Here is a 13,715-nt window from a genome sequence, read left to right on the forward strand (position 1 = left end):
CATTTAACGCAACCATGCCAAGTGTCGGACGTTTGAATTCCGATATTGGTTTTGGAGCCGTGCTCAACTCGTCCATCACGGCGCAGAAGCCCGGGCACCTTTGTGTAGCGAGGCGTTATGTTCATGAAAAAGCAGGCAAGAATAGCATCCTTGGCGGTTTTCGTTGCTGCCACGTCTTCCGAACTTTGTGCAACCGCTCCGCATAGCGCATACAGGGTGACAGATCCGCTTGCCATGATACGGCATCAGTCGCCTGGGCCCCGGACGGTCGGCGCCCTGCCTAACAAAGTTCGGGCGAAGCGAGTTGCTGCTCACCGACCAGTGCGGGTTGCCGCTGCGCACGTCGTAAAACGTCAGGTTCGCCCGACCAAAGTCGCCGCGCGTCGGCCCAAGCCCGTTTCGGCAGTGCTGCCAACTGCCGTTGAGAATCAAACGCCAGTTGGTGCAACCAGCAGCGTTCTGGCCGAAGCCGGGTCTCCTGTACCGGCGACGGCGCTGGCTCCAGCGCTGGGAACCAGCAGCGCTGCTTTTGTTGGTGGTGGTGCGATTGCTGGTGGAAGTGCCCTTCCCTTTCTAGCCGCCTTTCCAGCCGCGTTTGCCATCGGTAGCAGCGGCGGTGGCGGTGGCGCTGGCAGCGCCTCCTTTGCTCCGGCTGCGCCCGAACCCGGCACTTGGCTTATGATGATTTTCGGTTTCGGCTTTCTTGGATCCACCATGCGGAAGCGTCGGCGCGCCTTGCGCAAGGTCGATCCAACGACTTTCGGGACAGTCTTGAACGCGCCCTCAACGACCTAGCCTGGGCCGGTGAGGTCGTCGACGGGAATGGGTAGGCGAGTGACTCGTAGATCCGTACGGACGAGCCTGCCTTTCGTCGCACCATATCTGGCTCTTGCGGCCTTTTTCTCGCTGGCAGGATGTCACGATAGCGACAAAAAGTCTGCGAGCATTGCTCAGGCCGCGCAACCGGCTCGTCCGGCCATACGAGCTTCCGCAGACCGAATTCGGTTTGAGCCGACGCCAATCGTCGCACTTGACTCAGTTTCCCCCGATAAACGGCTCGTTAAGAGCCTGCTCAACGTCCGAAGCCTGATGCGTTATGGCGACTATGCTTGGAATGACGACGTTCCGCCAGGAAAGGTATGGATCCTCGTCGACCTTGCCGCACAGACTATCTCAGTGTTTCGCAACGGCGAGGAAATCGGTCGTTCAGTCGCACTTTTCGGTGTCGACGGCTATCCGACGCCAACTGGTCGCTTCACCGTGCTTGCACGCGAAAAGCACCATGTATCAAGCGTTTACGGTTCGTCGATGCCCTATACGCTGCGGCTCACAAATGACGGCATTTCAATCCATGCCAGTGATGTCCGAGCGGGCGTTGGAACGCATGGCTGCGTCGGTGTCCCGCTGAAGTTCGGAGCGAAATTGTTCGATGCGACGAGGGCCGGCGACGAGGTGCTGATCATAACCGACAGCAAACGTCCGGCAACCATGGGAAGAGACGCCGGTGAAAAGGCGATCGGATGACCGAAGTCAGTCTGGGGCGAATTGCATCGAGGAGCGGCACGTGGCTGCGAAGCGTGCGCGCAACGGACCGTTCGCTGCTGATTATCTTAGCCTCAGTGCTTCTGGTGGTAGTACCGGTAGTCATCGACCTAGCGCGCTATTACTGGAGCACGCCCGCTGGCGCTCAGGGACCGATCATTCTGGTTACGGGTGTGTGGCTAGTGTGGCGGGAACGCGGTTCTTTCCGCTTCGCGCGACATCTCAAGTCGGTTTACTGGCTGACGCTGCTCGCTCCGTTGATTCTGTTTTATCTCCTCGGCCGGAGCCTGCATCTGTTGGCAACCGAGACGATCGCCGCCTATCTGATCGTGATATTGCTTGGCTTCTGTTATTTAGGATCCGCTGCAATGCGCAGCCTGTGGTTCGCCTTGGTTTACCTCGCGTTCCTCATTAAGCCCCCGCAGGGCGTCGTCGCCGCGCTTACTGGTCCGCTTCAGATAGGACTGTCGCAAACTTCGGTGCGCCTGCTCGCACTCGCCGATTATCCAGTGGGAAATTCGGGGGTCGCGATTCAGGTCGGCCAATATGAATTGCTAGTAGCCCAAGCTTGCGCCGGGATAGGTTCGTTGTTTGCGCTTTTCGCGATTGGCCTGCTTTATGTACACCTCACCCGCCCCGCCGGTCGGATGCACGCCACCGTGCTGCTCGTCAGCATCATTCCCCTCGCGCTGCTTGCCAATTTTCTCCGAGTGCTGATCATCATCCTTCTTACCTATCATGTCAGCGACGCCGTCGCGCAGAGCTTCGCTCACGAGCTGGCAGGGCTTGCCACTTTCATGCTCTCTTTGATCGGTTTGACAGGCCTTGATCGCCTACTCGGGGTATTCGCCCGCCAGGGTCGGCAATGAGCCAAGTCATCGCTCCGATTGGCCGTCGCGAAATGATTGTCGGCGGTGCTCTTGCTTTGTCTTCCCTCGGCGGGGTGGTCTTGTCCCACGCCGCCGATACTGCGCCACGCCGGATCAGCCCGCTCGATCAGATCATTCCGGCGCGAATGGGTGAATGGTCGGAGGCACCGCTCATGGATGTCTACCAGCCCCGCGGCGAACCAGCGGAGGGCGATATCTATGATCAGGTCCTTACCCGCTATTACACCAGCACCGCCGTACCTCCAATCATGCTGCTTATCGCTTATGGCGGTTCCCAATCGGCAGACACCGGCATTCATCGCCCCGAAATTTGCTATCCGGCGGCGGGTTTCACCCTCGACAGCTCGTCCCAAGTGACAATCCCGGTGGAGCGCGGGGCCCTCATTGCAGCACGGCAAATCACGGCGCGTGCACCCGGGCGCACGGAACAGATCCTGTACTGGAGCCGGATCGGCAATGAATTTCCAACGTCGAATTTTGAGCAACAACTCTTGTTACTCCGCCATGCATTTAGTGGGAGTGCGGTCGACGGCGCGCTTGTCCGGGTATCGACAATCAATCCGGACCCGAGGAGCGCCTTGATGGTGCTCTCGGCCTTCACGCACGCGTTGCTGCAAATCAGCGACCCGCGCGCGCGGGCGCTATTGCTAGGAAGAGCTTAATGCCTCGGCGGAGCAGGAGTGCGCAAAAAGTGCAGCATGTAGCCCAGCGAGGCTGCGATCAGCATTACGGCCGTCCAGGCGTAGCCGTGGTTTCCAAGCCAATTGGCAAGGCCGCACATCATGGCCGGGAACAGGTAATGCCAAAGGCCGTCATCGTCTGCTTGCGGGTCGAGCGAACGCGACAAGAAGAGAGTAACCAAGCCGGCGAAGATAATGACGGTAACCCAATCGTAAGCGGTTTCCATGTCGCCGATATTCCTTGCTTGGCTCGACGCAGGCCTTGGCACAAAATAGTTCGGGTTGCACTGGCGGGAACGGTCGGATTGCTCCTATGCGCCTGCCGACCCGATGAGCCGACCGGGCAGGTAATTGCCGTTGTCGACGGTGTGGAAATCACGCTCGCCGAATTGAACAATGAGGCCAAGGCGCGAAACTTTGCGATACGTACCGATATGGCGCAGCGCGACGCAGCCCTCGCCGGCCTGGTTGAGCGCAAGTTGCTCGTTCGGGCCGCCCATGCCCGCGGTATCGACCAGACTCCTGATTTCGTCTTGAACATGCGGCGGATGCGCGAAATTCTGCTGGCGCAACAACTCGTTGTCAGGCGTGTCGAGGAGCGCGCTCCGGCGACCGAAAGACAATTGCAACAGCTCATCGCTGGATCTCTCGTCCTGTCCGGCCCCAATCATCCGCCGCCGAAAGAGCAGCGCCAGCTTGCCCTCGCCATGCTTGAACGGCAGCGTGTCGCAGAGGCTCTCGCGGAAATACTGTCGAACGAGCGCAATAAAGTCACTATTCGCTACCAGCGGGGCTTCGCACCGGGTCAGTTAGTCAATACTTCAAGATCCAACCTAGCTCGTTAGAGCGAAAATTTAGCCGCCCTGTTCGGAGCGGCGACGTACGCGTCGTGGAAGCCAATGGTTGTCCGGAATACTTTCAGCTTGGGCATTTCAGAGGAACGGGAGCAAGGCGTCAGCGTTCCTTGACCGAGGAGATAAACTATGGCCGGCGGATGGACGCGAGATGGCGCGGTTCAGGACCAGATTGACGATACAATCAGGGATGCTGTCGAGGCGGCACGGGCTCGCCTACAGGCGGGCGAAGGGTCCGACGAATGCGACGACTGTGGTGAGCCGATCGCCAGGAGGAGGAGGCTGGCCCTGCCCGGAACCCGGACCTGCGTGATTTGCCAGTCAATCCGCGACAAGCAAGTCGTGCATTCAGCGATCAATCGGCGGGGAAGCAAGGACAGCCAGCTTCGATAGGGGCGAAAAGGGCAGAATTTTGTAGGTTACTATTTCAAGGATTGGCGTGCCGTTGAATGCACTTCCGCACGCGCCAAAAGAACCCCAAGATCTTCGCGGCTGATGTCGAAACTTTCGTGCATGTCCTCTAACGCGGCATCAATATCCGAAAGGCGGATCCCCTTATTCGATTGCGGCTGTGCAATGACTTCGGGATGGTGGGGATAGGAACGTCCCGTTGCGCGATGGAACAACATTCCGAGCGCCACGAGCGCGATAGAATTGATGCCTACCGGCGCGAATGCAAAGCTGTAGCCAGCAGCATAAATGCCATGGCTACCGATCACTGCCGTCAGGGCGGCGGCTCCGCCCGGCGGATGCAGGCAGCGAAGCAGGGACATCACAAGAATTGCGCCCCCAACCGCAACGCCAGCGGCAACCGCGCCATTCGGAAAAACGTTGAATGCAGCCACCCCTGCCAAAACGGAAAGCACATTTCCGCCGATGACAGGCCAAGGCTGCGCTAGAGGGCTAGAGGGCACAGCGAATATCAAGACTGCGGATGCGCCGAGTGGGGCAACGATGATTGGCAAGTCAGCCGCTGCGAGTGGAAGCGCAGCGCAAACGACGACCGTTAAAGCAATGCAAATCGCGGCTCCGAGACAAGCAATCAATCGTTCTGTAAGGTGGGCGCCTGCTATGATTGGTCGGAATAACAGCACCCTACTTCCTTATTGAGAATTTTGGGCAAAAACTGCGGTCAGGACGCATCGGCGCATTGCCTAGCACCTTATTGACGTGATCAGCCAGCGCGCGCCGTTCCAACTTTCCTGGCTAAGCCGGGCGATATCGCTGCGCATTGGGCATCAGACTTCAAGATTTGGCGGCCCAAGGTGTTGAAGAAAGTCGGGCTTACCGAGTGACACGCCAGCTTGGCGCAGGATCGCGTAGGCAGTGGTGGCATGAAAAAAGAAGTTCGGCAGCGCAAACCCTGTGAGGAACTCAACGCCCTTGGTAACCCATCCCGTTCGGAAACTTGAGGACAACCTCACGATCGTCGCTTCCGACAAGGGAACTACGATCAAAGCCGTTAAGATAGGCAATGGTGCGGTCTATGCGCTTTTTGAGTTCGTCGAAGCTACTTTCCGAGTCCGGCATCGACGGAGCCTCCGTGCCGGTTAGACGGGCGAGAGCGTTCTTCGCGGAGTCAGAGGCCATCTGGTATTGCGCGACGAGCGGCCGCATGTCGGGCGCAAGCCGCGCATCGGCGAGTACAGATTGATCTTTCTCAGAAGCCGCTTTCTCCAGCCAAGCACGCATGTTCGTGAGCATATTTACAAAAACCGGGACGGACGCGTCGTAAACTTCAAAGCTCATGTTTGGACTTTCTGCTCTAAAGGAACCGACTATTCAGGCTTCGGCGCCTCAGCTTTGCGCCCGCGGCGAGCAGGCCCTTTCGCTGGCGCGGCGTCAGTCGATGAAGCGTTCCGGGCAACTTTACGCTTTTGTCCCAAGCCAATCTTCTTCGCCATTGAGCGGCGCACCTCGGAATAGCTTGGTGCGACCATCGGGTAGTCGGGCTTCAGCTTGTAGCGCTCGCGGTACTGCTCGGGTGTCAGGCCGTGAGTCGAAAGGTGACGGTGGTCAATGTCGACCGGTTGTCAGCTGCCGGGGCCTGTCTCGCCCGCATGAGGCTCGACGACCGTTCATTGGGGTGGTCGCAACGTACCTTGCTTTATAGGCCGAGCTTGCAACCAAGTCGGAAGCCGTTGAGCCCCCGGAGTGGGCTCCCGGGTTGTCTCGGTAGCCGCCGACACGCCGCGGCGCCCGGCGTTGCGGAAAATGCGACTTTAGCAAAGGCTAATTGCAGTCACTGGGTGCGACCACTCCCGGCGTCCCGATGGATAGCCTGGGCGTTGGTCCATAGTCACGGTTGAGCTGGGGGTCAGTTCACTTCTTTGGCGGCGTTGGCGGCGCGCCCTTCGCAGAAGGATTGGACGCATTCTGCTTGGGTGGCCCGGCCTTCTTCGGCTTTCGAACTTCTTTGCCTTTCGCCATATTCACTTCCTTTTCGCTGGATAGACGTTCGGTGGGGCGATCGCGCGGACGCTAGTTGGCGGATTGCGACGGCCTGGGTGGCCACCGTTTGGCCTCCGGGCTGCCTTGCCAAGTTAGCTACGCCGGCGCCCCAACCCACCAAGGAGTGCCAGAGCAAGCACTCCAACCACGGCGGCAAGGACTGGCTGGCTACGCACAAAATCCCGAACCGCTCCTACGCCCTGCCTGGCCTGGCCGGAAAACTGGTCCACAACACCATCTTGCTGGAGTCTTGGGTCAGCGGTGGCGTCGCCAAGTGCCTGCTTGAACTGACCTTTGAGCTCAGTGCCCTCACCCTCGATGGTATCAATATTCATCCGTCGACTCCTACTATGCGGCAGGGCAACGCACGGCGCTTGCGTCGGGTGCCTTCGACGAGCGAAGAAATTGATATATCAGGTCCAGCCAGCAAATCACCGAGCCGTGAATAGGGTAAGGGCGATCCTGCTCGACGGCGACTGGGTGTTCCATTGGTCGAAAGCGCAAAATGAACTGGAGCGGATCGAACTGCGATGTCGTTTGCTCGACCACAATCAACTGTATCGAAGCCGAAAGAGGGCCCTGTAAAACAGAGCCCTCCTTTCGGATCATGGTACCATCCCCCTAAAATAAGGGCTACTTTGGCTTACGAACTGCGAACGAACTTGCACACGTCGGCGGAGCGTCGTCCACTCTGCTTGGAGCGCCCGCCAGAATAACAGCGGTCGCGTAAGCCACCGCGCCATCCGCACTGGTACCAACGTGCATCGTCTCCCCTTCGGTAAACGTCGAACCGTTCGGAGATCCAACGCCATACTGGGTAGTTTGACACTGACCGTTCACGACGCGGGTGACGTCGATCAAGCCGGACGCCACTTGAACGATAACCATTCCCGGGTGGTGGTGCCATCCGGAATTACCATTCGCCTGCCAAGTAAGTTTTACTTCATAAGTGTCGGTCGGATCCTTGGTCTGGAATTTGATCCGCTCACTGTTAATCAAAGCAGTCTCTTTGAAGTGCGAGGCAACGATTAGTTGCCCCGACCAGTTGGACGGGGGTGACGCCCAAGCTGCCGATGTCGCAATCCCCGCTACGGCCACAGCCGCTACGCACTTTGAGTACAATGAAGTCACCATGTGAGCCTCCATGACAGGGCGTGCTGCCCGACTCACCAATTAACATTAATTCAAATTGAGTCAAAGTACGGGACTTGGAGTCTGCTTTCGCCTTATAACGTTTAGAGACCCATTTCCTACCGGACGTCCTCGCCGTCAGTGCTACAGGATTGTAGACATGCGTCCAGCACGGCAGCACATTAGAGGTAATAGTGGAGGCTTCAGTGGGTCGCGCGGGTCGGTAGGTTTTCGTTGATTCCACGGGACCAAGATCTTCAAAGCTATGGTCGGGACCGATGGTGACTCGACCGGCGTGGACGAGACCTTCGCTCGCCGCTGCACCAACGGCTTTGGTGCCCTCATCCTGAGCCAGAACATGTTCGGTCCTGGTCTGGGAGCATGGCCGAACGACAATTGGAAGGGCTGGTGGGGAGACAATCCTCCCTATCACGCTCCGACATTAGCTGCGATTGTTCAAACGTGTTCGATGGCAGAAGCACGGGACTTAATTCCGCTACGTGGGCAACATCCGCCTAATTCGCGCCGAAAGCCGCTAGTTCGCTCGCTCCCATCATCTAGCGGCGGGGATCCCCCAGATATCGTTTGAACCACATGAGAGTCCGTCGCTCGAGATCTGCAGTATTTGCTGGACTGCGGATGCTGTGACCTTCGTCTGGGTAGATTACGAGGCTCGTCGGCACCTTCATTGCTTGAAGGCCGTGCCAATATTCGACTGATTGTGTCGGCGGCACTTCGATATCGCGCTCCCCGACGTAGATGAACGTCGGCGTCTTCGCGTTTCGGATGGTGCGGATCGCAGATACAGCCCAGAACGGATCAGGGTCCTCATAAACGGTTTTTCCAAAGAAGGGTGTCATCCACTGGTCGATGCCGTTCGTACCGTAATAGCTGATCCAGTTTGACAGTCCTGCGCCGGCCACGATGGCTTTGAAACGGTTTGTCCGGGTGTTGGCCCACATCGCCATGAACCCGCCATAACTGTGACCGATAAGCCCGAGCCGATTGTCGTCGATCGGCGCGACCTTCTCGGCGGCATCAACGCCGGCCAATATGTCGTCCAGGTCCCCGCCTCCGAAATCGCGAATGTTGGCGCGGGTAAATGCCTCGCCCTGTCCATAGCTTCCGCGCGGGTTCGGCAGGAAAAGATAATATCCGGCATTGGCGAGCGAGGCCGCACTTCCCTGCCAGATAAAGCGCGGGACACTTGCGGACGAAGGTCCTCCGTGCACGCTCACGATCATTGGTCTTTTTGCGGTCGTCGAGGCATTGAGCGGTGAGAGCAGCCAACCCTGGACCGGTTGGCCCCCATGTTGCCAGGTGACACTCCGGGCACGGACGGTCGCCCTCCATTCAGCATTGTCGCTGGTGATCGGGCAAAGGTTCGATGCCGGTCCTGCGACGATCGCCGGTGCGGTGGAGAAATCCTGTGAGACAGATGCGAAGCGATCCGAATTTGCGGAACGAGCGAAGTTCGCATTGCCGGCAGAAAGGTTGACGGGTGCGCTCCAGAGTGCAGTCCGCACACCGCTGGCCGGATCGACAGCAGCAATTCGGGTGGTGTCCCCTGCCAGCGACGAGGCGACCAAGCCTGATCTGTTCCAGTCGAGCGAGGTGAACGTCTCCTTCGCTTCGGGCGTAATATTGCGCGGCGTACCACCACCGAGAGGCACGGTGTAAATGTCCCCACCAACCGAGCCGAAGTCGCTCATCAGCCCACCGATGAAGGCAATGGTGCGACCGTCCGGCGACACTCGCGGGAAGTTTAATTGCATCTTTGGTGCCGAAAGGTTGCGCACCGAACCGTCGCCGATGTCGATTCGATCGAGTGTAGCGATCCACCAATTATTGTCACCGTTGCCCTTGGCGCTGGTTACAACAAAGCCACGACCGTCGGGCAGCCAGTCATATTCATAGACGTACCGGTCTGCGGGCGAGACGAAGTGGAGCGGGCCGCCATGCGTCGGGACGACGGCGACCCGCTGTTCGTCATTCTGCTCGCCGATCTCGCCGACCTGTCGGACGCCAGCCTGTGTCGCGCCCGCTTCCTTGCGAGCACCGACCGTGGCGAGGAGGCTGATATGGGTTGCGTCCGGCGACCAGCGCGGATCCTGGGCAACGCCGTTAATTGTCGCAACTACCGTTGGCGCGGCAGTCGCGCCGGGGCGGATTACCATCAACCGGGTCACGCTGTCTTGTCGGGCAAGGAAAGCAAGGCGGCCGTCGGGGGCAAAGGCGAGGCCCGAGTAGCGGCATGCTGCGCACGGATCGACCCTGGCGAGAATCGCGCCGCTGGTGGCCGAGCGGATGACGATCTGCCCATGCGGGGGTTTGGATTCGTCCGCAGTCGAGTTGCTCTCGATCGAGGCGAGGCGGTCGCCAAGCGGCGCCATCGCCAAGCCATCATACAGGTGCAGCGGCGCAGCGACCACTGGGGCGGACGTAATGAGGAGGGAAGCAACTGCAACAAAACGCATGGATCTCACCTTCGAAGGGAATGGCGTGGATTACTCTAGCAAACGAGCTTAGAAATGCGACATCGGCTTGATTACATGCCGAACATTCAACCGGTCTAGTTTCCAGCCGAAACCAAGCTGCCGTCCTTCATCACCAGGCGGACATGACGGACCGCGCGAATGTCGACGGTCGGATCGCCCTCCACGGCAATCAGGTCGGCGAGCAGGCCCGGTTTCACCGCGCCCAACCGATCGGACAGGTGAAGCCACCGGGCATTTCCCCAAGTAGCCGCAACCAGCACATTTGCGGGAGCCATTCCCGCGGCCGCCATCAACTCCATTTCGCGCGCGTTCTGGCCATGAGCGAAAACGCCAACATCGCCGCCCATGCAGATCGGCACGCCGGCCTTGAGCGCCATCTGGAAGCTCTTGCGATTCTGTTCAACTGCTTGCGGGGCGGGCTCGCTCCCATCCCATCCGCGATAGCGCGAGGTTGCGTCGGAGGCGGCAAGAGTTGTGCACAAGGCGATGTGCCTGGCCGCCATAGCCGCAAAAATCTCCGGCGTTCCGCCGTAGCCATGCTCAATCGTGTCGACGCCAGCGGCGATTGCACGGCGCATTCCTTCCGCCGTCGCGGCATGCACCGCGACAGGCCGGCCTGCGTCATGCGCGGCGGCGACGGCGGCTCTCATTTCGTCGAGGCTCAGTGTCGGGCGACTGTCTTCACCGGCTCGCCAGCGGTAGTCGGCGTAGAGCTTGATCCAGTCGGCACCACCGGCGATCTGGCGGCGAACCGCATTGACGATCTGGTCGACACCGGAGACTTCCTCGGCGCCTTGCGGGATTTCGACTCCGGGCTCGAACCCCTTGGGTCCATAGGCGCCGAGTGCGACGATTGCCTTGGTCGAAACAGACAGTCGCGGGCCAGGGACAATGCCCTTGTCGATTGCGGATTTTAACCCGACGTCGGCGAAGCCCGCACCCTCCGTTCCGAGATCGCGCTCGCTAGTAAAACCGGCAAGCAATGTCGCCTTCGCATTCGCCACAGCCAGGGCGGTCCGCAGGGCCACCGGCTCGTGCAGAACCTGATCATCCCAGCTGGTTTCGTTGTAAGGGTGTAGGAAAAGGTGGCCATGTCCCTCAATCATGCCGGGCATCAGGGTTGTGCCTGCAAGGTCAATGGTCTTGGCCGTGGGCGGGGCGGTCAAGTCCGGCCCAACGGCGATAATCTTTTCGCCGCTTACGAGGACCTGCCAGCCAAGGTGAACCTTGCCGTCGACCCCGTCGAAGACCCCGGATGGTTTCAGCAGCAGCGAGACGGGTTCAGGGGCCGCCTTGGCCGTCGCCGAGCACAGCCCAAGCGCAACCGTCATTATCGTCAGCCAGCGCATGGACTTTCCTTTTCCCCGCATTAGGTTCGGGTCATGGATAAAGCCCTCTTCCGTTCGCGCAATCTCTTGATCTCGGTAGCGCTGCTGGCGATCGCTTCTGGCGGCTCCGTGCAGGCAGCAGTGCCAGACATGGCGCGCTGGAAGCAGCAGGCTTCGCGAGTTACGATCACCCGCGACAATTGGGGAATCCCCCATGTTCGCGGCAGGTCGGATGCCGATGCGGTATTCGGTTTGATGTACGCGCAAGGCGAGGATGATTTCTCGCGGATCGAGGCTAATTATCTCACTGCGCTCGGCCGCACAGCGGAGGCCGATGGCGAAGAAGCGATCTGGTCGGACTTGCGCCAGCGCCTATTCATCGATCCGCAGCAATTGAAGACGCAATATGCCGCCAGTCCCCCTTGGCTGAAATCGCTGATGACAGCGTGGGCGGACGGACTGAACTTCTATCTTGCGACGCATCCGGCAACGCAGCCCAGGGTCTTGACGCGGTTTGAGCCGTGGATGGCGCTGAGCTTTACCGAAGGTAGTATCGGCGGCGATATCGAGCGGATTTCGCTGAGTAAACTCAAGACCTTCTATGGTAAGCCAACACAGCCGACCGAGCAGGAGTTGGGCATGGTCCGACAAGAGCCATCGGGATCGAACGGGATTGTCATCGCGCCGCGCCTGACGGCAAATGGGCATTCGCTGCTGCTGATCAATCCGCACACGAGCTTCTATTTCCGCTCAGAAGCGCAAATGACCAGTGGGCAGGGTCTCAACGCCTATGGGGCCAGCACTTGGGGCCAGTTCTTCGTTTACCAGGGTTTCAACGAGCACGCGGGGTGGATGCATACCTCATCGACCGTCGACAATGTCGACGAGTTCGCCGAGACCGTGACACAGCGGCCCGGCGGTCTGGCCTATCTCTATGGACGCGAATTGCGACCTGTCACGAGACAAGTGGTCACGCTGGACTTCCGCCGCGCGGATGGTTCGATAGGGCAGCGCAGCTTCACCGCCTATCGCACGCATCATGGCCCAATCGTTGCAGCGAAAGATGGTCGCTGGATTGCGACCGCGCTGATGTGGAAGCCGGTTCCCGCGCTCGAACAAAGCTATTTGCGGACCAAGGCGGCCGACCTGGCGAGCTACCTGAAGGTCGCCGAGCGCAAGGCGAATTCGTCGAACGACACGCTGTTCGCCGATAGCAAGGGCAATGTCGCCTTTCTGATGCCGCAGTTCATGCCGATCCGGACAGATCGCTTTGATTATACGCGGCCGGTGGACGGCAGCGATCCCACGACCGACTGGCGCGGGCTGCACAGCGTTGTCAGCCTGCCCAACGTTATAAAGCCGCGACATGGCTTGGCATTCAACGTCAACGACGGGCCGTGGAACGCTGCCGGCCCCGACAGTCCCAAGGCCAAGAATTACCCGCGCTACATGGACCAAGCGGGCGCCAACGCGCGCACCGCTCATGCCAATTCTCTGCTCACAGGCAGAAGCCGATGGACGCCGAATCTCTTGCGCGAGGCGGCGTTTGATTCGTTCATGCCTGCCTTCGCCACCCTACTCCCCGGTTTGGTCGAGGCATGGCGCGATCTCCCAGATAAAGATCCGCGTCGCCAACGGCTCGCTGGGCCGATCGCCTTGCTGGCCAGCTGGGACCATCGCTGGGGCCTCGACTCCGTGGCCACGTCGCTAGCGGTCTTCTGGAGTGATCAGCTGGCCCAAGAAGTCGGCGGGTTTGCCCAAGCGGAACGTCTTAATATACCCGACTACGTTGCAAGTCGCGTTTCATCCGACGCAAAGCTTGCCGCATTGAACGCGGCCGTTGAACGGCTGACCCACGACTTTGGAAGCTGGCGAACCCCATGGGGCCAAATCAACCGCTTTCAGCGGATCGATGATAGCATCGCGCCGCATTTTGACGATGCGCGACCATCCTATCCGGTACCCTTCACCTCAGCGCAAACCGGCAGCTTGGCGTCGTTCGGCGCAAAAACTTGGCCGGGGACGAAGCGCTATTACGGGACGAGCGGTAATAGCTTCGTTGCGGTGGTTGAGTTCGGCCCGCGGCTGAAGGCGATGGCGGTGATGGCCGGTGGCCAGAGCGGCGACGTCCAGTCGCCGCATTTTGCAGACCAGATTGCCCACTATGCGGAGGGCCGGCTACGCTCAGTCTATTTTTATGACAACGATTTAAAGGCTCACGTCGAGCGGCGCTATCACCCCGGCGAATGACCGATTGTTCGTATCGAACGTTTCATCGCGTCTACTCAACTTTCAGACAGCGCGGTTCCATGACCGGAGTGGGGCGTATTCATCCATGGTC

16 protein-coding genes are annotated in these 13,715 nt (G+C 59.5%); 8 read left to right on the forward strand and 8 right to left on the reverse strand.

Translation table 11 applies throughout. The annotated features are described in order from the left end of the window. Positions 1–234: 234 nt before the first annotated feature. Genes U1700_RS00210 through U1700_RS00225 form a run of 4 tightly spaced genes read left to right on the forward strand, consistent with a single transcriptional unit; the run spans position 235 to position 3,094 of the window. Positions 235–795, forward strand: a complete 561-nt coding sequence (locus U1700_RS00210) for a PEPxxWA-CTERM sorting domain-containing protein (protein ID WP_332751053.1) — start codon at positions 235–237, stop codon at positions 793–795. A 39-nt stretch (positions 796–834) separates the two neighbouring features. After that, complete coding sequence (locus U1700_RS00215) at positions 835–1,524, forward strand: L,D-transpeptidase family protein (RefSeq protein WP_332749135.1); 690 nt, start codon at positions 835–837, stop codon at positions 1,522–1,524. Beyond that, positions 1,521–2,411, forward strand: a complete 891-nt coding sequence (xrt, locus tag U1700_RS00220; RefSeq protein WP_332749136.1) for an exosortase — start codon at positions 1,521–1,523, stop codon at positions 2,409–2,411. Before U1700_RS00215 ends, xrt begins: the two co-directional genes overlap by 4 nt. Beyond that, positions 2,408–3,094 carry an exosortase C-terminal domain/associated protein EpsI gene (locus tag U1700_RS00225; protein ID WP_332749137.1) on the forward strand — a complete coding sequence of 229 codons (687 nt, stop codon included), beginning with the start codon at positions 2,408–2,410 and terminating at the stop codon, positions 3,092–3,094. The genes xrt and U1700_RS00225 overlap by 4 nt, the downstream gene beginning before the upstream one ends. Here the strand turns inward: U1700_RS00225 and U1700_RS00230 are convergent. Next, a complete protein-coding gene (locus U1700_RS00230) occupies positions 3,091–3,339 on the reverse strand; it encodes an XrtV sorting system accessory protein (protein ID WP_332749139.1) in 249 nt (82 codons plus the stop codon). The two genes, U1700_RS00225 and U1700_RS00230, sit on opposite strands and share 4 nt — an antisense overlap. 141 nt (positions 3,340–3,480) lie before the next feature. On the opposite strand from U1700_RS00230, the gene U1700_RS00235 reads away from it, so the two are divergent. Both U1700_RS00235 and U1700_RS00240 read left to right on the forward strand, forming a co-directional pair. Next, positions 3,481–3,957 (forward strand): hypothetical protein, encoded by a 477-nt coding sequence (locus U1700_RS00235; protein WP_332749141.1) that lies wholly within the window; start codon positions 3,481–3,483, stop codon positions 3,955–3,957. A 138-nt stretch (positions 3,958–4,095) separates the two neighbouring features. After that, a complete protein-coding gene (locus U1700_RS00240; protein ID WP_332749142.1) occupies positions 4,096–4,359 on the forward strand; it encodes a DksA/TraR family C4-type zinc finger protein in 264 nt (87 codons plus the stop codon). A gap of 29 nt (positions 4,360–4,388) precedes the next feature. On the opposite strand, the gene U1700_RS00245 is transcribed toward U1700_RS00240, so the two are convergent. From U1700_RS00245 to U1700_RS00260, 4 genes are all read right to left on the reverse strand, one after another. Next, positions 4,389–5,060, reverse strand: coding sequence for an HPP family protein (locus tag U1700_RS00245; protein WP_332749144.1), 672 nt, complete (start codon positions 5,058–5,060; stop codon positions 4,389–4,391). 144 nt (positions 5,061–5,204) lie between these two features. Continuing rightward, entirely contained in the window at positions 5,205–5,390 is a 186-nt protein-coding gene (locus tag U1700_RS00250; protein WP_332749146.1) for a DUF1993 family protein, read from the reverse strand. Next, a complete protein-coding gene (locus tag U1700_RS00255) occupies positions 5,341–5,715 on the reverse strand; it encodes a DUF1993 domain-containing protein (RefSeq protein ID WP_332749148.1) in 375 nt (124 codons plus the stop codon). Before U1700_RS00255 ends, U1700_RS00250 begins: the two co-directional genes overlap by 50 nt. A 29-nt stretch (positions 5,716–5,744) precedes the next feature. Continuing rightward, positions 5,745–5,987, reverse strand: coding sequence for a MucR family transcriptional regulator (locus U1700_RS00260; RefSeq protein WP_443025890.1), 243 nt, complete (start codon positions 5,985–5,987; stop codon positions 5,745–5,747). 486 nt (positions 5,988–6,473) lie between these two features. On the opposite strand from U1700_RS00260, the gene U1700_RS00265 reads away from it, so the two are divergent. Next, positions 6,474–6,866: a hypothetical protein gene (locus U1700_RS00265; RefSeq protein WP_332749151.1), complete on the forward strand. Its 393-nt coding sequence runs from the start codon at positions 6,474–6,476 to the stop codon at positions 6,864–6,866. A 184-nt stretch (positions 6,867–7,050) separates the two neighbouring features. Here U1700_RS00265 and U1700_RS00270 read toward each other — a convergent pair whose 3' ends face one another. The 3 genes from U1700_RS00270 to U1700_RS00280 all read right to left on the reverse strand — a co-directional run bounded on the left by U1700_RS00270 (position 7,051) and on the right by U1700_RS00280 (position 11,395). Next, positions 7,051–7,416, reverse strand: a complete 366-nt coding sequence (locus U1700_RS00270) for a hypothetical protein (RefSeq protein ID WP_332749153.1) — start codon at positions 7,414–7,416, stop codon at positions 7,051–7,053. 689 nt (positions 7,417–8,105) lie between these two features. Beyond that, on the reverse strand, positions 8,106–10,025 hold the full coding sequence (locus tag U1700_RS00275) for a S9 family peptidase (protein WP_332749155.1): 1,920 nt from the start codon (positions 10,023–10,025) through the stop codon (positions 8,106–8,108). Between the two features lie 95 nt (positions 10,026–10,120). Continuing rightward, positions 10,121–11,395 (reverse strand): metal-dependent hydrolase family protein, encoded by a 1,275-nt coding sequence (locus U1700_RS00280; RefSeq protein WP_332749157.1) that lies wholly within the window; start codon positions 11,393–11,395, stop codon positions 10,121–10,123. A gap of 33 nt (positions 11,396–11,428) precedes the next feature. On the opposite strand from U1700_RS00280, the gene U1700_RS00285 reads away from it, so the two are divergent. Continuing rightward, positions 11,429–13,624 (forward strand): penicillin acylase family protein, encoded by a 2,196-nt coding sequence (locus U1700_RS00285; RefSeq protein WP_332749159.1) that lies wholly within the window; start codon positions 11,429–11,431, stop codon positions 13,622–13,624. Positions 13,625–13,715 lie beyond the last annotated feature (91 nt).

The organism is Sphingomonas sp. RB1R13 (assembly GCF_036663775.1).
In the GTDB taxonomy this organism is placed as follows: Bacteria; Pseudomonadota; Alphaproteobacteria; order Sphingomonadales; family Sphingomonadaceae; genus Sphingomicrobium.